The following is a 21,178-nucleotide window of genomic DNA, read 5'->3' as shown; positions in this document are numbered from 1 at the left end:
GGCGGTCGGAGGTGTCGTAGTCGGTGGAGACGGTTTCCGGGTTGCAGTTGACCATGATGGTTTCATAGCCGTCGTCGCGCATGGCGAAGGCGGCGTGGACGCAGCAGTAGTCGAACTCGATGCCTTGACCGATACGGTTGGGCCCGCCTCCCAGCACCATGATCTTCTGGCGGTCGCTGACCTCGGCCTCGCACTCCTCCTCATAGGTGGAGTACATGTAGGCGGTATCGGATGCGAACTCGGCAGCACAGGTGTCGACGCGCTTGTAGACCGGGCGGATGCCCGCCTTCTGCCGCGTGCGGCGAAACTCCTTCTCGGAGACGCCGAGCAGCCTGGCCAGGCGAGCGTCACTGAAGCCCTTGCGCTTGAGGCCGAACAGCTCCCGCGGCGAGAACTCGGAGAGCGAGCGCTGGGCCACCTCCTGCTCGATGCGTACCAGCTCCTCGAGCTGAACCAGGAACCAGGGGTCGATCTTGGTCAGGGCGAAGATCTCTTCCACGCTCATGCCGCTGCGCATGGCATCGGCGACGTAGAAGATGCGGTCGGCGCCGGCCGCCTGAAGCTCGCCCTTGATTTGGGCCATGGCGTCGTCGCTGAATTCCCCGGCCTTGAACTCGGGGAACTTGGGGTCGAGGCCGTCGTTGCCGGTCTCGAGGCCACGCAACGCCTTTTGCAGCGACTCCTGGAAGGTGCGTCCGATGGCCATCACTTCGCCCACCGACTTCATCTGGGTGGTGAGGCGATCGTTGGCCTGGGGGAACTTCTCGAAGGTGAAGCGCGGAATCTTGGTGACGACGTAGTCGATCGACGGCTCGAATGACGCCGGGGTACGTCCGCCGGTAATGTCGTTGGAGAGCTCGTCCAGGGTGTAACCCACCGCCAGCTTGGCGGCAATCTTGGCGATCGGGAAGCCGGTGGCCTTGGAGGCCAGCGCGGAGGAACGCGACACCCGCGGGTTCATCTCGATCACCACCATGCGCCCGGTATCGGGGTCGACGCCGAACTGCACGTTGGAGCCACCGGTCTCGACGCCGATCTCGCGCAGCACCGCTAGCGATGCGTCGCGCATGATCTGGTATTCCTTGTCGGTCAGCGTCTGCGCCGGCGCCACCGTGATGGAATCGCCGGTGTGGACACCCATGGGGTCGAAGTTCTCGATGGCGCAGACGATGATGCAGTTGTCGTTCTTGTCACGAACGACCTCCATCTCGTACTCCTTCCAGCCCAGCAGCGACTCGTCGATCAGCAGCTCGTGGTTGTTGGAGAGCTCGAAGCCGCGGGTACAGATCTCCTCGAACTCCTCCTTGTTGTAGGCCACGCCGCCCCCGGAACCACCCATGGTGTAGGAGGGACGAATGATCACCGGGAAGCCCAGCGACTCCTGGATGCGCCAGGCCTCTTCCATGCTGTGAGCCACTTCGGCCTTGGGGCACTCCAGGCCGATGCGCTTCATGGCCTGGTCGAACAGGTCGCGATCCTCGGCCATGTTGATGGCGTCGGCGTTGGCGCCGATCATCTCGACGCCGTACTTCTGCAGCACGCCGTGCTTGTCCAGGTCGAGCGCACAGTTGAGCGCGGTCTGGCCGCCCATGGTGGGCAGGATGGCGTCGGGGCGCTCGGCCTCGATGATCTTCTCCACCGCCTGCCAAGTGATCGGCTCGATGTAGGTGGCGTCGGCCATCGACGGGTCGGTCATGATGGTGGCCGGGTTGGAGTTGACCAGGATGACCCGGAAGCCCTCCTCGCGCAGCGCCTTGCAGGCCTGGGCGCCGGAGTAGTCGAACTCGCACGCCTGGCCGATGACGATGGGGCCGGCGCCAATGATCAGGATACTGTTGATGTCGGTACGCTTGGGCATGTCGGTTCCCGCAAAATATGGTGACGAATGGCGACGTTCTCGGGGCTCGGCCTAGCGGCGGGCCTTCATCATCTCGACGAATCGATCGAACAGCGGCGATACATCGCGCGGGCCGGGGCTCGCTTCCGGGTGACCCTGGAAGCTGAAGGCCGGGCGGTCGGTCAGCTCGATGCCCTGCAGCGTGCCGTCGAACAGCGAACGGTGAATGGCGCGCACGTTGCTCGGCAGGCTCGCCTCGTCGACGGCGAAGCCGTGGTTCTGGCTGGTGATCATCACGCGGCCTGTATCGAGGTCCTGCACCGGATGGTTGGCGCCATGGTGGCCGTGGTTCATCTTCACCGTTTGCGCACCGGCCGCCAACGCCAGCAGCTGGTGCCCCAGGCAGATGCCGAACACCGGAACGTTCGTCTCGAGAATCTCGCGGATCGCCGTGATGGCGTAGTCGCAGGGCGCGGGATCGCCGGGACCGTTGGCCAGCAGGATGCCGTCGGGATTCTTTGCCAGCACTTCGCTGGCCGGGGTCTGGGCCGGTACCACGGAGAGCCGGCAGCCGCGGGAAGCCAGCATGCGCAAGATGTTGTACTTCACGCCGTAGTCGTAGACCACCACGTGGAAGGGGCGCTCACTGCCGCTGGCATCGATATTGCCCTGGCCCAGCACCCACTCGGCCTCGTTCCACTCGTAGGCCTGCTTGTAAGTGACCTCCTTGGCCAGGTCCATGCCCTTGAGCCCGGGGAACTCCCGCGCCGCTGCCAGCGCGCGCTCGGCGGCATCGTCACCCTCGGCCTCGGCACCGGCCAGGATCGCTCCGTTCTGAGCGCCCTTGGCGCGCAGGATGCGAGTCAGGCGCCGGGTGTCGATGTCGGCAATGCCGAGCACGTTGCGGCTCTTGAGGTAGTCGGAGAGCGACTGCTCGGAGCGGAAGTTGCTGGCGATGAGCGGCAGATCGCGGATCACCAGGCCGGCGGCAGCGATGCCATCGGACTCCACGTCCTCGGCGTTGACGCCGGTGTTACCGATATGCGGGTAGGTAAGGGTCACGATCTGTCGGGTATAGGAAAGATCGGTCAGGATCTCCTGATAGCCGGTCATGGCCGTATTGAACACCACCTCGCCGCTAGTTTGCCCGTCGGCACCGATGGCCGTGCCATGAAAGATACTGCCATCTTCCAAGGCCAATATCGCGGGTCTGTTCAATGCGGGGCTGTTCAAGACAAGTTCCTCCCATGCTGAGGCGAGCCTGAGGGGCGCAGGCTCGGCGGCTATCGTCACTGCGACAGATTCGGCTCGTAAAAAAGCGGGACGAAGCCGATAAAAAACCGGTTTCATCCCGCTTGTTGTCTTTGCTCGGGGGCTGGCCACGCAACAAGCGCGCAGTGTTGGACTGCTGTATTTCAGGCGCCCGGCCAAAATTTTGGAGATGTTACAGGAATCGCTCCCATCTGGCTACCGTCTTGCGCTCACAAACCCAGGACGTCCTGCATGCCGTAGCGACCATGGCCCTGCTCGGCCACCCAGCGCGCCGCGCGCACCGCCCCCTTGGCAAAGGTCATGCGGCTCGACGCCTTATGGGTGATCTCGATGCGCTCACCCTCGGTGGCGAACATTACCGTATGCTCGCCGACGATATCCCCGGCGCGCACCGTGGCGAAGCCGATCTCCTTGTCGCTGCGCGGGCCGCATTGGCCGACGCGCTCGAACACACCGTGCTCCTTGAGCGTTCGACCCAGGCTCTCGGCCACCACCTCGCCCATTTTCAGCGCGGTGCCGGAGGGTGAATCGACCTTGTGGCGATGGTGCGCCTCGATCACCTCGATGTCGTAGCCTTCGTCGCCCAACGCCTTGGCCGCCGTCTCGAGCAGCTTCAGCGTGAGGTTCACGCCCACGCTCATGTTGGGGGCGAAAACGAAGGGCAACCTGTCACGGTAGCCGTCGAGCTCGGCCAGCTCGCCGTCGGAGAGCCCGGTGGTACCGATCACCATGCGCTTGCCGTGCTCGGCGCAGAAGGCCAGATTGGCCAGCGTCACCTGGGGCGCGGTGAAGTCGATCAGCACTTCGAAGTCATCGACGATGGCTGACAGGGAGTCCACTGCCGCCACACCGAGCTTACCTAGGCCTGCCAGCTCGCCGATGTCGACCCCGGCAAGCGTACTGCCCGGCTCGACGATACCACCGGCCAGGGTGGCGCCGGCATCCTGGTGCACGGCATTGACCAGGGTGCGGCCCATGCGGCCGGCGACACCGACGATGGCGATACGGGTCATGCGGACTCCTGAAGATCTGAAGGCTGGGGATCGAAGGGAGTATACCAGAGCCGCGACTCAGCGGGGCTTGCCGTCCTGTCGCAGCAGCAGACCGATAGCGGCAAGCACCAGCGCGCTGCCCGGTAGCCAGTGCCAGCCGATCTGTTCGGGCGCGGTGACGAACAGCAGCAGCATGGAGACGAAGGGCACCATGTAGCCGTAGGCGGTCACGGCGCCAGGCGTGAGCACGGCGGTGGCTCGCTGCATCAGCCAGAAGGTGAGCGCGCTGGAGAAGAGCCCCAGATAGACCACCAAGATGAAATCCTGCCAGCGCATACCGGCCAGTTCAGCAGCGGGCTCGATGGCGACACCCAGCAACCCGATGGCCAGCCCCCCCAGCCCCAGGCTCCAGAAGGTGCGCACCGCCGCGGACTCCGGCAGCCACTCTCGCGCCAGACCCCACTTGCTCAATACCGGATAGAGTGCCGACGACACGCAGCCGAGGAAGAACACCGCCTCACCCACGCCGAGCTGCAGGCCCTCACCGTGGCTGAGAGCCTCGGCAAAGGCGAGCGCCAGCGCCCCGAAAGCCCCAAGGGCCAAGATCAGCGGCAACTGCCAGTTCAGCCCCTCGACGCGAAAGCCAAGCCCCATCAGATAGGCCATCAGCGGCACGGTGACGTAAAGGGTAGCCATGGAAAGGGCAGTGGCGTGGTGGGCGGCCCAGAACATGGCGCCGAAGAAGCCGGCCAAGCAGAGTCCCATCAGCATGTAGAGCGGCAGCAGGCGCCAGGAGGGGAGGAAGCCATCGGCGCGCCGCGCCAGCCACCACAGCCCGGCGCAGGCAACGGCGAAACGCAGGGCGGTAAGTGACAGCGGCGGCAGCTCGCTCATCAGCCCCACGGCGGGAAACGACAGCCCTACCAGCAGCGCCCACAGCAGCATGCCCAGGTGGGCGAGGCGGGGCGTTATCGTCGCGCTCAATTTTCCCAGACGATAACCAGCTCTTCGTCACCCGCCATGCGCTGCAGGTGGGAGTCGACGACACCCTCCAGCCGGTCGAGACTCTCCTCTTCCAGCGCCTCGACGGCCACCAGCAGCTTGCCCGGCTCGATACGCATCACGCAGGAGCCGTCCGCGAACGTCACGCGACTCTCCACCTCGCCCTGTTCCACCTCAAGCTTGTGCGCCCAGTGCTTGCACAGCCGGTTCATCACCCTCGCCCCGGACTCGGTGGCGATCTCCGTTCGCGACATCGGCATAGTAACGATCTCCATTCGTATTGAGCTGACAGACTACGGCGCCGGAGCGGGTCGGCGCCAGCCCCGATGCGCGGAAAAAAGGCAACGGTGCGTTCGACAGAATGTAGCCGGCTTTCAGCCTGTCGCGCACAAAAAACCCCTGAGGCCAAGGGCATCAGGGGCCAGTCACTCAGGGGCAGTGAACCTACGGCTTCATGTCCTCGAAGAACTTCTTCACGCCGTCGAAGAAGCTGGTCTTCTTCGGCGAGTGGCTGTGGCTGTTGCTACCGTCGAGACTCTCCTGCAGCTGGCGCAGCAGCGACCTCTGCTCCTCGCTGAGGTTGACCGGGGTCTCCACCACCACCTTGCACAGCAGGTCGCCGGGCGGGCCGCCACGTACCGGCTTGACGCCCTTGCCGCGCAGGCGGAAGAGCTTGCCGGTCTGGGTCTCGGGCGGAATCTTGAGCTTGACCCGACCGTCCAGCGTGGGCACTTCGAGCTCGCCACCCAGTGCCGCATCGATGAAGTTGATCGGCACCTCGCACTGCAGGTGCTTGCCGTCGCGCTGGAAGATATGGTGCGGCTTGATCGCCACCTGTACGTAGAGATCGCCGGGCGGGCCGCCGTTGATGCCGGACTCGCCTTCCCCATTGAGGCGGATACGGTCGCCGGTATCCACCCCGGCCGGAATCTTCACCGACAGGGTGCGGGTCTCGCGCACGCGGCCTTCGCCGTGGCACTTGTGACACGGCACCTTGATGTGCACGCCGCTGCCATGACAGGTGGGGCAGGTCTGCTGCACGGCGAAGAAGCCCTGCTGCATGCGCACCTGGCCAAGGCCGTTACAGGTGGGACAGGTCTCCTTGGTGGAGCCCGGTTCGGCACCCTGGCCGTCGCAGCGGTCGCACTCCACATGACGCGGTACGCGAATGTCCACGGTGGTGCCGGCCACCGCGCTCTCGAGATCTAGCTCGAGATTGTAGCGCAGGTCGCTGCCGCGCTGCGGTGCATGGGGGCTGCGTCGCCCGCCGCCACCGCCGAAGATGTCGCCGAACACGTCGCCGAAAATATCGCTGAAGCCGCCGGCTCCCGCACCACCGAAGCCACCGCCGCCGAAGCCACCGGCCTGGCCGTCTACCCCGGCATGACCGAACTGGTCGTAGGCGGCACGCTTCTCGCCATCGGAAAGAATCTCGTAGGCCTCGGAGACCTCGCGAAATTTTTCGGCCGCGGTGTCGTCATCCGGGTTGCGGTCCGGGTGATACTTCTGCGCCAGCCGTCGGTAGGCCTTCTTGATATCTTTGGTGTCGGCCCCTCGCTCGACGCCGAGCACCTCGTAATAATCGCGTTTGGACATGGGTCCATGCGCCTCCTGGTCTAGGCAGTTGTGCCCGATCCGCGGAAACGGCAACGCGGGAGTCGTCCTCCCGCGCTACCGTCGTCCGTGGCATCGCCTTGGCGATTACTGCTTCTTCTGGTCGTCGTTGACTTCTTCGTATTCGGCGTCGACCACGTCGTCTTCCGGCTTGCCACCGGCCTCCTGGCCTTCGCCACCGCCCTGCTGGGCGGCCTCGGCCTGAGCGGCGTACATCTTCTGCGCCAGGTTGCCGGAGGCTTCGGTCAGCTTGTCCAGCTTGGCCTGGATGTCGTCCTTGTCGTCACCCTTGAGCGCCTCCTCGAGTTCGGTGGCAGCCGTCTCGATGGCCTGCTTCTCCTCGTCGGTGGCGTGCTCGCCGGCTTCCTGCACCGTCTTGCGAGCGGCGTGGACCATGCCGTCGGCCTGGTTGCGCAGGGCCACCAGCTCCTCGAACTTCTTGTCCTCGTCGGCATGGGCCTCGGCGTCGCGCACCATCTGCTCGATCTCATCATCGGTGAGGCCGCTGGAGGCCTTGATGACGATCGACTGCTCCTTGCCGGTGGCCTTGTCCTTGGCCGACACGTTGAGGATACCGTTGGCGTCGAGATCGAACGCCACCTCGATCTGCGGCACGCCGCGCGGCGCCGGCGGGATGTCGGCCAGGTCGAAGCGGCCAAGCGACTTGTTGCCGCCCGCCTGCTTGCGCTCACCCTGCAGCACGTGGATGGTCACGGCGGTCTGGTTGTCATCCGCGGTCGAGAAGGTCTGGGTCTTCTTGGTCGGGATGGTGGTGTTCTTCTCGATCAGCGGGGTCATCACACCGCCCAGGGTCTCGATACCCAGGGTCAGCGGGGTGACGTCGAGCAGCAGCACGTCCTTGACGTCGCCGCCCAGCACGCCGCCCTGAATCGCCGCGCCCACGGCCACGGCCTCGTCGGGATTGACGTCCTTGCGCGCTTCCTTGCCGAAGAAGTCGGCGACTTTCTTCTGCACCATCGGCATGCGGGTCTGGCCACCGACCAGAATCACGTCATCGATCTCGGAAGCGGACAGGCCGGCGTCGGACAGCGCGGTCTTGCACGGCCCCAGCGAGCGCTGCACCAGCTCTTCCACCAGCGACTCCAGCTTGGCCCGGGTCACCTTCACGTTGAGGTGCTTGGGACCGGTGTTGTCGGCAGTGATGTAGGGCAGATTGACATCGGTCTGCTGGGCGCTGGAGAGTTCGATCTTGGCCTTCTCGGCGGCTTCCTTCAGGCGCTGCATGGCCAGATTGTCGCCGGTCAGGTTGATACCGCTGTCGGCCTTGAACTGATCGACCAGGTAGTTGATCAGCGCCATGTCGAAGTCTTCGCCGCCCAGGAAGGTATCCCCGTTGGTGGCCAGCACTTCGAACTGGGTTTCGCCGTCGACATCGGCCACTTCGATGATGGAGATATCGAAGGTGCCGCCACCCAGGTCGTACACGGCGATGGTCTTGTCGCCGCGCGCCTTGTCCATGCCGTAGGCCAGCGCCGCCGCAGTGGGCTCGTTGATGATGCGCTTGACCTCGAGGCCCGCGATGCGGCCAGCATCCTTGGTGGCCTGACGCTGGCTGTCGTTGAAGTAGGCCGGCACGGTGATGACCGCCTCGGTGACCGGCTCGCCCAGGTAGTCCTCGGCGGTTTTCTTCATCTTCTTCAGCACTTCGGCGCTGACCTGCGGCGGCGCCAGCTTCTTGCCCTTCACCTCCACCCAGGCGTCACCGTTGTCGGCCTCGGTGATGCCGTAGGGCACCATCTTGATGTCCTTCTGCACCACGTCGTCCTTGAAGCGACGACCGATCAGGCGCTTGATGGCGTAAAGGGTGTTCTGCGGATTGGTCACCGCCTGGCGCTTGGCCGACTGCCCCACCAGCGTCTCGCCATCATCGGTATAGGCGATGATGGAGGGCGTGGTACGGGCGCCTTCGGCGTTCTCGATCACCTTGGCGCTGTCGCCGTCTAGCACGGCCACACAGGAGTTGGTGGTCCCCAGGTCAATACCGATGATGCGTCCCATAGGAAATCCTCGAAATTCGTTTGCCTTGAATCCATCTCAGCGGCATCTGCCGCGGTTGACGTCTATCTGGGGGGCGCTTCCCAGCTTTTCAAGCCCCGCCCCCGTTTTCGTCCGCTCGGTTTCAGCTGGCGGCCTGACTGACCACCACCATGGCCGGGCGGACCAGGCGGCCATTGAGCAGATACCCCTTCTGAATCACTTCCATCACGCTGTTCGGCTCGAGTTCGGGATTGGGCACCATGGCCATCGCCTCGTGGAACTGCGGGTCGAACGGCTCGCCGGCCGGCTCGACCATCTCGACGCCGAACTTGGCCAGCACGTCGTGCTGCATCTTGAGCGTCATGGCCACGCCCTCGCGGTGAACGTCGCTGGCATCCTCGCCCATGGCATCCAGCGCCTTTTCCAGGCTGTCGACCACCGGCAGCAGCTCCTTGACGAAGCGTTCAAGGGCGAACTTGCGGGCCTTCTCGGCTTCCTGCTCGGCCCGGCGACGCACATTCTGCGCTTCGGCGGCGGCCCTTAACGCCTGATCCTTGGCTTCGGCCAGGCTTTGCTCCAGTTCCTCTACCTGGGCGGCAAGCAGGTCGGCCTCGGGGTTGTCGCTCTCGATGGTTGGCTCCTCGGACGCCACGGCGTCGTCACCTGCGACGACGCCATCATCCAACTCACCTTCCAGCGGATCCGGCCGGGCCTCTTCCTCACGCCGTGCCAGCTCGTCATCAAGCGGGGTCTGGGGTTCTTTAGCCATGCGCATCTCCTGAAGCAGCGTCGGCCCAGCGGGCCGGAAATAAGTCGTATCGGCGAAAGCTCGAAGGTCTGCCGCCTATATGGGGGTCCTTGCAGCAATCTCAAGACATCGGGCTACCAACGATGGCGTCGTGTATTGAGTGCGGAAATGGACTACTGTATAAAAACGCAATAACGTGTATGGATATCCAGCCAACAGGATACCGGTCGCCGGGGAGGTCCCATGCTGACACAGCTTGCCATTCGCGATTACGCCATCGTCGAGACGCTCGATCTCGAGCTTGCCGGTGGCATGACCGCCATTACCGGTGAAACCGGGGCCGGCAAGTCGATCCTGCTCGGCGCTCTGGGATTGTGTCTAGGCGAGCGCGCCGATGCCAGCAGCGTACGCCACGGCAGTGAGCGTGCCGACCTCTCTGCGCGCTTCGATATCACCACGCTGCCCGCCGCCCGCGCTTGGCTCGAGGAGCGCGAACTTGCCACCGATGACTGCCTGCTGCGCCGAGTGGTGACCGCCAGCGGCCGCTCCAAGGCGTGGATCAACGGCCAGCCGGCGACCGTCACCGACCTCAAGGCGCTGGGCGAACATCTGGTCGAGATCCACGGCCAGCATGCCCACCAGCTGCTGCTGCGCGAGGAGACCCACCTGCGCCTGCTCGACGACTTCGCCGGCAATCGCGCCATGGTGAACGAACTCGCCGAGACCTTTCGTCGCTGGCAGGCGTGCCGGCGGCGGCTCAAGCAACTGACCGAGAGCGGCGACGAGGTGCAGGCGCGCCGCCAACTGCTGCGCTATCAGGTCGAGGAGCTCGACCTGCTGGCCCTGGGCGACGAGGAACTCGCCACCCTGGAACACGAACAGGAGCAGCTCGCCCATGCCGAAGAAACCCTGCGCGAGGCACAGCTTGCCGCAGAGTGCTGCGACAGCGACGAAGGCGGCGTGCTGGCGCTGATCAACCAGGCGATGCACCGACTCGACCCGCTTCCGGGCAGCGATCGCGGCACTCTCGCCGACGTGCTCGGCATGCTGGGCGATGCTCGCATCCAGGTCGAGGAAGCCGCGCGCGAGCTGCATCGATTCACCGATGCCACCGAGCTGGATCCGGAGCGTCTCGCCTGGGTCGAGTCGCGCCTGGGTGAGGTGCACCGCATTGCACGCAAACATCACATCATGCCGGAGGAGCTTCCGGCGCTGCACCACCGCCTGCAGGCCGAACTGGTGGGTCTCGAAGGCGGCGAGCACGACCTCGAGACTCTACGCGCCGAGGTCGAGAGCCTTCGCGACACCTGGCGTGAAAAGGCGCGTAGCGTGGGCGAGGCACGCCGTCAGGCGGCGGCAAGGTTCGGCAAGGCGGTGCAGGAGCAGCTTGCTTTCCTGGCCATGGGCAAGGCGCGTTTCGACGTGGAGGTCGTCAGTCGGCAGGCACCGCAGCCGGACGGCATGGAGGAGGTTCGCTTCCTGATCAGCGCCAATCCCGGCCAGCCGCCGCGGCCGCTGACCAAGGTCGCCTCCGGCGGCGAGCTTTCGCGCATCAGCCTGGCCATCCAGGTGGTCGCCGCACGCCATTCGACCATTCCCAGCCTGGTCTTCGACGAGGTCGATGTAGGCATCTCCGGTGCCACCGCCGAGATCGTCGGGCAGCTGCTGCGCCGACTCGGTGAGCACGGCCAGGTGATGACCGTGACCCATCTGCCCCAGGTGGCGGCTCAGGCTCATCACCACCTGCACATCGCGAAGCAGGCCAAGCGCAACACCACTCTGACGCGCATGGCACTGCTCGATGAAGCCGGTCGGGTCAGCGAATTGGCACGCATGCTGGGCGGGGTCCATCTTTCCGACCGCACCCTGGCCCATGCTCGCGAGATGCTCGATGCCAGCCAGCAGGGCGCCTCCCACTAAGTCGCCGCCAAACGAATCGGCCCCGATCGATGATCGGGGCCGTCAATCGCAGGGAGAGGCAGCGCTTACTTGCGCGGCATGCCGTCCTGGCGGGTGGTATTGGAGCCACGCGGACGCACATAGAGCACCAGCGCGTGATCGACGAGCTCGAAGCCGTGCTCCTCGGCAAGCTCCTGCTGGCGACGCTCGATGGTCTCGTCGAAGAATTCGATGATCTCTCCGCTATCCAGGCACACCATATGATCGTGGTGTTCTTCCTGTGAGATCTCGAACACCGCATGCCCGCCATCGAAATTGTGGCGAATGACCAATCCTGCGGACTCGAACTGGGTCAGCACGCGGTAGACGGTGGCCAGGCCAACGTCTTCACCGGCTTCCAGCAGGGTCTTGTAGACATCCTCGGCGCTAAGGTGGTGTTGGCCCGTGGCATTCTCGAGGATCTGCAAGATCTTCACTCGGGGCAAGGTGACCTTCAGGCCCGCCTTGCGCAGTTCATGGTTCTGGTCGGCCATGTTCGCTCTTCGCAGTATCAGGTAGGGTCGGGTATGATCGACCGAATCCACGATAGTGAAGAACGGACACAAATGCAAAAGCTGATCAAAACCATCCCCCTCGTCATCGCCCTGACCATGGCCAGCGGCTGCGTCTACAAGCGGGATCTGCCCCAGGGCAACTACATCACCGAGGGCATGGTGCAGCAGCTCCAGCCCGGCATGAGTCGCTCCCAGGTGGTCGACCTGATGGGCCGACCGCTGCTCGAAGCGCCCTTCAATGCCAATCAATGGGACTACGTGTTCCGGCTCGATGAGGCATACGGCGGTGTGCAGCAGCGGCGCCTGACGCTCACCTTCGAGGGTGATCGCCTGGTCAACATGCAGCGGGAAGGCGACTTCGCCAGAGACATCGAACTGCGCCCGCAGGACGACATCGGTCCCGCCGTCGAGGGCGCAAGCCCCATGGGCGAGCTACCCGAGACTCAACCCCAGGCAGCCCCCGAGTCGGCCCCGGACGCCGGCGGCACCTTGCCCCGTGGCGGGGAACCGGCGACGACCGAGCCGTTGGCGCGCTAAGTCCAACCGCTACGCGACAGCGCTGAGGCTACTGCTTGGCGCGCCGAGCACGCGCCTCCTTGGGGTCGATCTCGAGGGGGCGATAGACCTCGACCCGGTCGCCGGCGCGCAGGAGATGGCTATCGGGGTCACGCAGCAGCTGGCCGAAGATGCCCAGGCCGGCTTCGCCGAAGTTCGCCTGCGGCACCTCGGGAAACCGCCTTGCCAGCTCGGCCAGGGCCACGGCCTGCCGCGCCGTGGTGCCTGGGGGCACCTCCAGCGCGACAATGCACTGCCTGTCGGGCAGCGCATAGGCAACCTCTACTCGAAGCGTCGTATCAGCGGCCATACAGCTCGTCGGCGCGACGGGTGAAGGCGTCCACCAGCTGGCCGGCGACCTGCTGGAACAGCTTGCCGAACGCCATGCCCAGCAGGCGGTTGGCGAATTCGAACTCCATCTCCAGACATACCTTGCAGGCGCCGTCACCCATCGGCAGAAACAGCCAGCGCCCGCGCAAGCGCTTGAAAGGTCCACTGACCAGCGACATCTCGATGCGTTCGGGCTCGATCAGATCGTTGCGCGTGGTAAAGCTCTGCTCGATGCCCGCCCGCCCCAGTGTCATCTCACCGATCAAATGCGCCTCGTCGCGCTCGAGAAGCCGCGCTCGCCGACATCCGGGCAGAAATTCCGGATAGCGCTCGAAGTCGTTGACGAGATCGAACATCTCCCGAGGGGTGTGCCGCACCAAGGCGGACCGATTGACCATTGGCATTGAGCTCTCCGCTGACTTCACAGTGCCCAGGGCGTATCATGAGCGGTTATTTCATGCCTTGAATGGTAACACGCTTCCCCGCATATCGAAGGAAGGGTGCCATCAGCAGACCGTGACAAGAGGTTCCATGGCCAACAAGAAAGGCAAGGGCAAGGGCCCTGGCAGCAGCGTCATCGCTCAGAACAAGAAGGCTCGTTTCGAGTACCACATCGATGAGGTCTTCGAGGCCGGCCTGGTGCTGGCCGGCTGGGAGGTCAAGAGCCTGCGCGCAGGCAAGGCCCAGCTCACCGACACCTATATCCTGATCAAGGATGGTGAGGCCTGGCTGCTGGGCAGCCATATCCTGCCGCTCAATACGGCCAGTACTCACGAGATCGCCGATCCTTCGCGTACCCGCAAGCTGCTGCTGCATCGCAAGGAGATCGCCAAGATCTTTTCGCGCTCACAGGAGAAGGGGCACACCTGTGTACCGCTCAAGCTCTATTGGAAGGGCAACAAGGTGAAGTGCGAGCTGGCGCTGGTCACGGGCAAGAAGCTGCACGACAAGCGCGCCACCGAGAAGGATCGCGACTGGCAGCGTCAGAAGGGCCGCATCATGCGGGAGAATACCAAGGCGTAACGGGCAAAGGGCGAGACACCTACCCGAAAACGGCAAGAAACGGGGAAGCGGTGAAACCAACCCTTCCGACAGGTGTCATAGAGTTGCTCATGCTGATAAGATGAGCCTGCTACGGGGGCGACATGGCTTCGACGCCGATGACAACCTCCTAGGTGCATGCCGAGAGCGTGATGTATCTCGTAAATCCAACATCACGACTAAATAGTCGCAAACGACGACAACTACGCTCAGGGCGCGCTGGCAGCTTAATAGCTGTTAGCTTCTAGTCCGGCCCCAAAGCGATGTGCCCATTCATCGCGGAGGGGATATGAGCTAAAGATGATGGGATCGCGGTTGGTGGTGTCCTCTCGCCAATCGCTAAACCTTAGAGGAATCGCGTAGCTGGATCCTGCCCGTTGGAGCCAGATGCGTTAAACCAAAAAACGGACCTAAGCATGTAGAGCCGAAGAGCGAGTGTCGGCGGACGCGGGTTCGATCCCCGCCGCCTCCACCAATCAAGCGAAAAAAGCACCCCTAGAGGTGCTTTTTTCGTTTCCGAACGACCGCTGTCACGTATCAGGCAAGCGCCAGCCGAGCCAGCTAATGAAAGCTCTGAAAAGCGGGTGGCAGAGTCTCTTCGATATAGGTGTTATTGAACTCGACCAGCCGGGCAAGCGCCTCCGGATCGGGCAGCACCACGTGCTGGCGATCGCGCGTCACCAGTCCTTCGTCGCGCAGCATGGAGAACGTCCGGCTCACGTGCACCGCGCTCAAGCCCAGGGCATCGCCAATCTGCTCCTGGGAAAGAGGCATCGAGAAGCCGTTCTCCTCTACCGCGCCAATGCGCTGCAGACGCAGGTAGAGTTCGTAAAGGAAATGCGCCAGTCGCTCGTGGGCAGCATAGCGGCCCAGATAGACCAGCCGTTCGGTGAGAATCGCCTGCTGACGCACCGCAGTGGCAATGATGCCGGCGGCCAAGGCCGGTGAACGTACGAACAATTCAAAGAGCTGCTGGTGCGAAAAAGGGCAGACCACGCCCTCATTGATCATCGCCACGCCGGCCAGGCGACGCGAAAAGCCAAAATCCCGCATGCCGATGATATCGCCAGGCAGGTAGACCTTGAGAATCTGCATCGAACCGTTGCCTAGATTGCGATAGGAGTAGGCCCACCCCTCCTTGACCACGCAGAACATATCGACATCCGCGCTCTCCTGCCACAGCACCTCTCCGGCCGACACACGTCGCGGGGTCAGCTCAAGGCCCAATATCAAGGCCTTATCTTCTGCCGTCAGAGCGCCGTGCTTGCCCAAGCCCTGCATTACAACACTATTCAGTAGGGTCACGCTCTGCCTCTCTCAGGCCTATGGTTGGTTAGGCAATACTAAAACACAAGCTTATATAGAGATTCATAACGCAGGTTATAGACCCCTCATAATGGCCGGCAGCCCCCTCTGCGGCAGCACCCCACCCCCTTCTTTGGTCTAACGCGTCATGACAAAATCACTTGCCCCCAACTGCGCCGGGGGCCATCATCAGCGCGGCAAGCGCGCAAGACCGGGTGGCATCGGGCACGGGCATGACGAGATGGCCGAAATTCCGATAAGACCCTACTCTTTCATTACATTTCCCGATCTGATTTCGAGAGGCCCATGAGCAAAGTCCTGATTATCGGCGCCGGTGGCGTCGGAGGCGTTGTCACCCATAAGTGTGCCCAGCACCCCGAAGTGTTCAGCGAGATCTGCCTGGCCAGTCGCAACGAAGACAAGTGCAAGGCCATCGCAGCCCAGCTGAATCGCTCGATCCAGACCGCCCAGGTAGATGCCGACAGCGTCGACGCCCTGGTCGCACTGATCGAGTCGTTCAAACCGGACGTGCTGATCCACGTGGCCCTGCCCTATCAGGACCTGACCATCATGGAGGCCTGCCTTAAGACCGGCGTGCCCTACCTCGACACGGCCAACTACGAGCACCCGGACGAGGCCAAGTTCGAGTACAAGGAGCAGTGGGCCTTTCACGACCGCTACGTCAAAGCGGGCAACATGGCCACCCTGGGCTGCGGCTTCGACCCGGGCATGACCAATATCTACTGCGCCTATGCCCAGAAGAACCTGTTCGACGAGATCCACCGCATCGACATCCTCGATGCCAACGGCGGCGACCACGGCTATCCCTTCGCCACCAACTTCAACCCGGAGATCAACATTCGCGAGATCACCGCGAATGGCCGCTACTGGGAGAAGGGCGAGTGGGTCGAGACTCCGCCGCTGGCCGAGAAGCGCAAGTTCGACTTCGACGGCATCGGCGAGAAGGACATCTACCTGCTCTATCACGAAGAGCTCGAGTCGCTCAGCCAGAACATCAAGGGGCTGGAGCGCATTCGCTTCTGGATGACCTTCTCCGAGAAGTACATCACCCACCTCAAGGTGCTCGAGAACGTCGGCATGACCAGCATCGAGCCGATCGAATTCGAGGGCAAGCAGATCGCCCCGCTGCAGTTCCTCAAGGCGGTGCTGCCCGACCCGGCCTCACTGGGGCCGCGCACCAAGGGCAAGACCAACATCGGCATCATTGCCGACGGCATCAAGGACGGCAAGCGGCGCAAGGTGTACATCTACAACATCTGCGACCACGAGGCGTGCTACCGCGAAGTGCAGTCCCAGGCAATCTCCTATACCACCGGCGTGCCGGCGGTCACCGGCGCCATGCTGATGCTGGAAGGCATCTGGAAGGGCGCAGGCGTGTTCAACGTCGAACAGCTCGATCCCGACCCCTTCATGGAGCGCATCGGCGACATGGGCCTGCCATGGCAGGTGGTGGAGCTCGACCCGGACCACGACCCGCTGGCATGAGTGGCATGACGAGCCCCGACTTCGACATCCACGCCTGCCCGTCGCCAGCCTACGTGATCGACGACGCGCTGCTGCGCAAGAACCTCGAGCTGCTCAGGCAGGTACAGGAGGCGAGCGGAGCGAAGATCCTGCTGGCACTGAAAGGCTTTGCCATGTGGGATACCTTTCCGCTGGTCAGCCAGTATCTGGTGGGCACCACTGCCAGCGGCCAGGACGAGGCGCGCCTCGGCGCGGAGACCTTCGGTGGCGAGGTGCATGTCTACTCGCCGGCCTTCACCCCCGAGGAGATGGAGGTGGTGCTGCAGTACGCCGACCACATCAGCTTCAACTCCCCGGGCCAGTGGCGCCGCTTCCGCGACACCGTCGCGGCGGCGTCACGCCGGGTCTCCTGCGGGCTGCGGGTGAACCCCGAGCACTCCACCGGCGCCGTGCCGCTATACGATCCCTGCGCACCGGGCTCACGCCTCGGCACGCGGGTGGCGGATATCGCCGAGACCGACCTGGCAGGGCTCGAGGGGCTGCACTTCCATACGCTTTGCGAGCAGAACAGCGATGCCCTGGAAGAGACCCTGGCTGCGTTCGAGGAAAAGTTCGGCAGGTACCTGGCCGGGCTGAGCTGGGTCAACTTCGGCGGCGGGCATCACATCACCCGCGCCGACTACGACATCGAGCGACTGGTGCGGGTGGTTCGCGGCTTCCGTGAGCGCCACCCTCATCTCACCGTGTACCTGGAGCCGGGTGAGGCCATCGCGCTGAATACCGGGTATCTAGTGTGTTCGGTATTGGATATCGTGGAGAACGATGGCCCCAACGTCATTCTCGATACGTCGGCCACCGCTCACATGCCCGACGTGCTGGAGATGCCCTACCGGCCCCACATCATCGGTGCCGGCGAACCGGGGGAGAAGCCCTTCAGCTATCGCCTGGGAGGCACGACGTGTCTCGCTGGCGACGTGATCGGCCGCTACTCGTTCGACACGCCGCTCGCCATCGGCGACCGCCTGGTGTTCACCGACATGGCCCATTACACCATGGTCAAGACCACCACCTTCAACGGCATCCGCCTGCCGTCGATCTGCCGGGTCGACGAGCGCAGCCGCGAGGTGCGCACGGTGAAAACCTTTGGCTACGAAGCCTACATGGAGCGCTTGAGCTAGGCTCCGCCTGCGACCAGGCTCTCAAGCCCCCTCGGGGGCTTTTTTCGTTTATGCCCTTGAACTTGCATGGCATGCCAGGCCCCCCTTTCGCTACGCGCCGATATGCCCCATGGTGTAGGGCACGACGACACCAGACAGGGAGAGCCCGGAATGACCACCGTGTTCAAGTTCGGCGGCGCCTCGATCAAGGATGCCGATGCCATTCGCCAGTTGACCCCGCTGATCGAGGCACATCAGGACAGGCCCTTGGTGGTGGTGGTCTCGGCCATGGGCAAGACCACCAACAAGCTCGAAGCGCTGCTGGCCGCCGCCCGCGACGAGAGTCGCACTGACGAATATCGCCAATGCCTAGATTCCTTGCAGACCGAGCATAGCGAGGCGATGGAGGCGCTTTTCGGCGACTCCGACGACTCTCCCATCGAGCGGGTCTCGGCCCTGTTCGAGGAGCTCGACGCCCAGCACCGCAAGCACCGGCAAAGCGCTTACGCCAAACACTACGACCAGACCGTTTGCTACGGCGAACTGATCTCCACCACCATCGTCGCGGCTTGGCTAAACCACCAGGGGATCGCCACCGACTGGCATGATGCCCGCGAGCTGGTGCGCACCGATAGCTGCCATCAGGCCGCCAACATCGACTGGCACACCACCGCCGAGACCGTTCGGGAGCGAATCGCACAAAGCGAACGTGTAAACCTGACCCAGGGCTTCGTCGGCGGCACCGAGGAAGGCGATGCGACCACCTTGGGCCGTGAAGGCTCCGACTTCAGCGCGGCGATCTTCGCCCACTGTCTCGACGCCCAGGAGGTGGTGATCTGGAAGGACGTCACCGGCCTGTTCAACGCCGACCCGCGACGCTTCGACAACGCCGTGCAGCTCGAACGCATCTCCTACGCCGAGGCCACCGAGCTGGCCTGGCACGGCGCCAAGGTGATCCACCCCAAGACTCTGGGGCCATTGCAAGAAAAGTCGATACCGCTGATCGTGCGCTCCTTCGAGACGCCTGACGCCGCTCCCACCACCATCGAAGCCGAACGACGCTTCGACGGCGACGTGGCCAGCTGCATTCTGCGAGAGAATCAGGTGTGGGTGGAAGTGAGACCACGAGATTTCTCGTTCATGGACGAGCCTCGTCAGCACGACATACTCGGCCGACTGGTAGAGGCCGGCATGCACGCCAATCTGGTCGACAGCGGCGCCATGCGCTTCGTTTTCTGCCTCGATGACAAACCCGAGCGGCTCGAGCCCTTGATCGAATCTCTGAAAAACGACTACGAGGTCACACGGCAGAACGAACTGACGCTACTCACCGTGCGCCACCCCCGCCAAGGGATGCTGGATGCCCTCAGCGAAGGCCGCGAAACCCTCGCCGAGCGACGCAACGATACCACTGCCCAGCGGCTGTTCCGTAGCCGAGAGTGCCCTGACACCTGGCAAATCCCCACTTGACGGCGACACTGACGGGCATGAAAAAGGCCGCGTTTGCCTATGGCATAACGCGGCCTTCTCTCGACGATGAACTTCACATATCAATCGCTGAGGTCGATGTCGTCCTCATCGGTCGCCGCCCCGGTCACGGCACCCGCACCAGCACCAATGGCCGCGCCGCGCACCACGCTGCCACCCGTGGCGGCGCCCGCAGCACCGCCCACTGCGGCCCCTACGCCGGCACCGCTGGCGGCGCGCTCGCCGGTTCCGGTACCACAGCCCGCCAAGGCGAGCATCAACGATGCGGCAAAGACCGCAAGGGCGCTACGCATTCCATAACCTTTCATGATCTACCTCCAGATCCTTGGATGTACACCCTTAAACGTAGTCAAGAAAGGCGACAAGGGGCAAAGTTGCGACCCGCGGCGCAGATGACCCGCGACTGCTTCCGTTAGCGCATCACGCCGCCACCCGCTTGGCATCGCCCGCGGCGTGCATGGCCAAAGCCGTGTCGAGCATGCGGTTGGAGAAGCCCCATTCGTTGTCGTACCAGGCCATCACCTTGACCAGGCGGCCATTCACGCGGGTGTGGTTGCTGTCGAAGGTAGAGGAGCTGGGGTCGTGGTTGAAGTCGATGGAAACCAGCGGCTGCGCGTTGACCGAGAGCACCTTGGATGACTCTGCAGCCTTGGCGACGATGGCATTGATCTCCTCTCTAGTGGTGTCGCGCCCTGCGGTAAATACCAGGTCCACCAGCGAGACGTTGATCACCGGCACGCGCACCGCCAGGCCGTCGAACTTGCCGGCGAGCTCCGGCAGGACCAGACCCACCGCGGCGGCAGCCCCGGTCTTGGTCGGGATCATCGAGTGGGTGGCACTGCGCGCCCGGTAGGGGTCGCTGTGGTAGACGTCGGAGAGATTCTGGTCGTTGGTGTAGGCGTGCACCGTGGTCATCAGGCCGTTCTCGATGCCCACCGTGTCGTTGAGCGCCTTGGCCACCGGCGCCAGGCAGTTGGTGGTACAGGAGGCGTTGGAGACCACCTTGTGCTCGGGGCGCAGCACATGCTCGTTGACGCCATAGACGATGGTGGCGTCAGCATCGGGGCTCGGGGCGGAGATCAGTACACGCTTCGCCCCCGCTTCGATATGCTTGGCGGCATCCTCGCGCTTGGTGAAAAGCCCGGTACACTCCATGACCAGATCGACGCCCATGGTCGACCATGGCAGGGCGGCCGGATCGCGCTCAGAGAGAATGGCGATGCGATCGCCATCCACGCTCAGACTCCGCTCGTCGTGCTCCACCTTATAGGGAAAGTGACCATGCACCGTGTCGTGGCGCAGCAAATGCGCATTGAGAGCGGGAGCACCCAGGTCGTTGATGGCCACGACCTGTATGTGCTGGCGAAAGCCGTTCTCGTACAGGGCGCGCAACACATTGCGGCCAATCCGACCAAAGCCGTTGATGGCAATCTTGAGCGTCATGGTGCGTTTCCTCCGTATAAGGTCTTGTCAGTCTGGAGTCGAGCCAATAGGCAATAATCCAAATGTGACGCAGAAATACGACAGACTCAAGATTTTTTAGTAACTTTACAACATACCAGCTATCACAGGCGCGACGCCCTACTGAGTGATCACGCCATACTTTCGTTTTCCGAAAAGCGAAAATCTTGCCTGGCGCCTTCTACCGAAGGGATTCCGGCAGATGACCGCGAGAGCTTTTACTCAGGACATTTTGTAGTAATATTACCTTGTTAACGTTACCGTAGGCGCACAACAAATCACTCCGCCGGAGACCGTCATGCCGACCCAGCCACACACCCCCATCCGCCGCACCAAGATCGTTGCCACCCTGGGCCCGGCCAGCGACCGCGAGGGCGTGCTGGAAGCCATGATCCGCACCGGCGTCGACGTGGTGCGCCTCAACTTCTCCCACGGCAGCG

General features: G+C 63.5%; 21 protein-coding genes and 1 other RNA gene. 8 read left to right on the top strand and 14 right to left on the bottom strand.

Annotation, left to right across the window (positions count from 1 at the left end; all coding sequences use genetic code 11):
• The 8 genes from carB to grpE form a co-directional block, all read right to left on the bottom strand.
• On the bottom strand, positions 1-1,858 hold a 1,858-nt coding region (gene carB, locus AC2VNO_RS17160), incomplete at its 3' end, for a carbamoyl-phosphate synthase large subunit (RefSeq protein WP_486935274.1).
• A gap of 51 nt (positions 1,859-1,909) precedes the next feature.
• Positions 1,910-3,055 (bottom strand): glutamine-hydrolyzing carbamoyl-phosphate synthase small subunit, encoded by a 1,146-nt coding sequence (gene carA, locus AC2VNO_RS17155; protein ID WP_486935276.1) that lies wholly within the window; start codon positions 3,053-3,055, stop codon positions 1,910-1,912.
• Between the two features lie 263 nt (positions 3,056-3,318).
• Positions 3,319-4,122 (bottom strand): 4-hydroxy-tetrahydrodipicolinate reductase, encoded by an 804-nt coding sequence (gene dapB / locus AC2VNO_RS17150; protein WP_486935273.1) that lies wholly within the window; start codon positions 4,120-4,122, stop codon positions 3,319-3,321.
• 57 nt (positions 4,123-4,179) lie between these two features.
• Entirely contained in the window at positions 4,180-5,085 is a 906-nt protein-coding gene (locus AC2VNO_RS17145) for a DMT family transporter (RefSeq protein WP_486935272.1), read from the bottom strand.
• On the bottom strand, positions 5,082-5,363 hold the full coding sequence (locus AC2VNO_RS17140; RefSeq protein ID WP_486935271.1) for a DUF2218 domain-containing protein: 282 nt from the start codon (positions 5,361-5,363) through the stop codon (positions 5,082-5,084). Before AC2VNO_RS17140 ends, AC2VNO_RS17145 begins: the two co-directional genes overlap by 4 nt.
• Before the next feature lie 184 nt (positions 5,364-5,547).
• Complete coding sequence (gene dnaJ / locus AC2VNO_RS17135) at positions 5,548-6,699, bottom strand: molecular chaperone DnaJ (protein ID WP_486935270.1); 1,152 nt, start codon at positions 6,697-6,699, stop codon at positions 5,548-5,550.
• Between the two features lie 105 nt (positions 6,700-6,804).
• Positions 6,805-8,736, bottom strand: coding sequence for a molecular chaperone DnaK (gene dnaK, locus AC2VNO_RS17130; protein WP_486935269.1), 1,932 nt, complete (start codon positions 8,734-8,736; stop codon positions 6,805-6,807).
• Between the two features lie 121 nt (positions 8,737-8,857).
• Positions 8,858-9,484 carry a nucleotide exchange factor GrpE gene (gene grpE, locus AC2VNO_RS17125; RefSeq protein WP_486935268.1) on the bottom strand — a complete coding sequence of 209 codons (627 nt, stop codon included), beginning with the start codon at positions 9,482-9,484 and terminating at the stop codon, positions 8,858-8,860.
• A 222-nt stretch (positions 9,485-9,706) separates the two neighbouring features.
• On the opposite strand from grpE, the gene recN reads away from it, so the two are divergent.
• On the top strand, positions 9,707-11,383 hold the full coding sequence (gene recN, locus AC2VNO_RS17120; RefSeq protein WP_486935267.1) for a DNA repair protein RecN: 1,677 nt from the start codon (positions 9,707-9,709) through the stop codon (positions 11,381-11,383).
• Positions 11,384-11,448: 65 nt separating this feature from the next.
• On the opposite strand, the gene fur is transcribed toward recN, so the two are convergent.
• Positions 11,449-11,895, bottom strand: a complete 447-nt coding sequence (gene fur / locus AC2VNO_RS17115) for a ferric iron uptake transcriptional regulator (protein WP_228579209.1) — start codon at positions 11,893-11,895, stop codon at positions 11,449-11,451.
• Positions 11,896-11,967: 72 nt separating this feature from the next.
• Between fur and AC2VNO_RS17110 the strand changes: the two genes are divergently transcribed.
• Positions 11,968-12,453: an outer membrane protein assembly factor BamE gene (locus AC2VNO_RS17110; RefSeq protein ID WP_486935266.1), complete on the top strand. Its 486-nt coding sequence runs from the start codon at positions 11,968-11,970 to the stop codon at positions 12,451-12,453.
• Between the two features lie 28 nt (positions 12,454-12,481).
• Here AC2VNO_RS17110 and AC2VNO_RS17105 read toward each other — a convergent pair whose 3' ends face one another.
• Positions 12,482-12,781, bottom strand: coding sequence for an RnfH family protein (locus AC2VNO_RS17105; protein WP_486935265.1), 300 nt, complete (start codon positions 12,779-12,781; stop codon positions 12,482-12,484).
• The gene (locus tag AC2VNO_RS17100) at positions 12,771-13,205 is read right to left on the bottom strand and encodes a type II toxin-antitoxin system RatA family toxin (RefSeq protein WP_228579212.1); all 435 of its coding nucleotides are present in this window, start codon (positions 13,203-13,205) and stop codon (positions 12,771-12,773) included. The genes AC2VNO_RS17105 and AC2VNO_RS17100 overlap by 11 nt, the downstream gene beginning before the upstream one ends.
• A gap of 127 nt (positions 13,206-13,332) precedes the next feature.
• Between AC2VNO_RS17100 and smpB the strand changes: the two genes are divergently transcribed.
• The gene (gene smpB, locus AC2VNO_RS17095; RefSeq protein ID WP_228579213.1) at positions 13,333-13,824 is read left to right on the top strand and encodes an SsrA-binding protein SmpB; all 492 of its coding nucleotides are present in this window, start codon (positions 13,333-13,335) and stop codon (positions 13,822-13,824) included.
• A 113-nt stretch (positions 13,825-13,937) separates the two neighbouring features.
• Positions 13,938-14,317, top strand: a transfer-messenger RNA (tmRNA) gene (gene ssrA, locus AC2VNO_RS17090).
• A gap of 86 nt (positions 14,318-14,403) precedes the next feature.
• Here the strand turns inward: ssrA and AC2VNO_RS17085 are convergent.
• Complete coding sequence (locus AC2VNO_RS17085; RefSeq protein WP_486935264.1) at positions 14,404-15,147, bottom strand: Crp/Fnr family transcriptional regulator; 744 nt, start codon at positions 15,145-15,147, stop codon at positions 14,404-14,406.
• A gap of 306 nt (positions 15,148-15,453) precedes the next feature.
• On the opposite strand from AC2VNO_RS17085, the gene AC2VNO_RS17080 reads away from it, so the two are divergent.
• From AC2VNO_RS17080 to AC2VNO_RS17070, 3 genes are all read left to right on the top strand, one after another.
• On the top strand, positions 15,454-16,653 hold the full coding sequence (locus AC2VNO_RS17080) for a saccharopine dehydrogenase family protein (RefSeq protein ID WP_486935263.1): 1,200 nt from the start codon (positions 15,454-15,456) through the stop codon (positions 16,651-16,653).
• Positions 16,650-17,810 (top strand): carboxynorspermidine decarboxylase, encoded by a 1,161-nt coding sequence (gene nspC / locus AC2VNO_RS17075; protein ID WP_486935262.1) that lies wholly within the window; start codon positions 16,650-16,652, stop codon positions 17,808-17,810. Before AC2VNO_RS17080 ends, nspC begins: the two co-directional genes overlap by 4 nt.
• Before the next feature lie 150 nt (positions 17,811-17,960).
• Positions 17,961-19,259 carry an aspartate kinase gene (locus AC2VNO_RS17070; RefSeq protein WP_486935261.1) on the top strand — a complete coding sequence of 433 codons (1,299 nt, stop codon included), beginning with the start codon at positions 17,961-17,963 and terminating at the stop codon, positions 19,257-19,259.
• An 80-nt stretch (positions 19,260-19,339) separates the two neighbouring features.
• On the opposite strand, the gene AC2VNO_RS17065 is transcribed toward AC2VNO_RS17070, so the two are convergent.
• Both AC2VNO_RS17065 and gap read right to left on the bottom strand, forming a co-directional pair.
• Positions 19,340-19,585: a hypothetical protein gene (locus tag AC2VNO_RS17065; RefSeq protein WP_486935260.1), complete on the bottom strand. Its 246-nt coding sequence runs from the start codon at positions 19,583-19,585 to the stop codon at positions 19,340-19,342.
• Between the two features lie 112 nt (positions 19,586-19,697).
• Positions 19,698-20,720: a type I glyceraldehyde-3-phosphate dehydrogenase gene (gene gap, locus AC2VNO_RS17060; protein ID WP_486935259.1), complete on the bottom strand. Its 1,023-nt coding sequence runs from the start codon at positions 20,718-20,720 to the stop codon at positions 19,698-19,700.
• Between the two features lie 316 nt (positions 20,721-21,036).
• Between gap and AC2VNO_RS17055 the strand changes: the two genes are divergently transcribed.
• Positions 21,037-21,178: pyruvate kinase (locus AC2VNO_RS17055; protein ID WP_486935275.1), on the top strand; the 142-nt coding region annotated here is incomplete at its 3' end.

The sequence above is a fragment of the Halomonas sp. TH-94 genome, assembly GCF_057473365.1.
The sequence above is the reverse complement of the archived record's forward strand: the minus strand, read 5'-3'. Positions and strand labels throughout refer to the sequence as shown.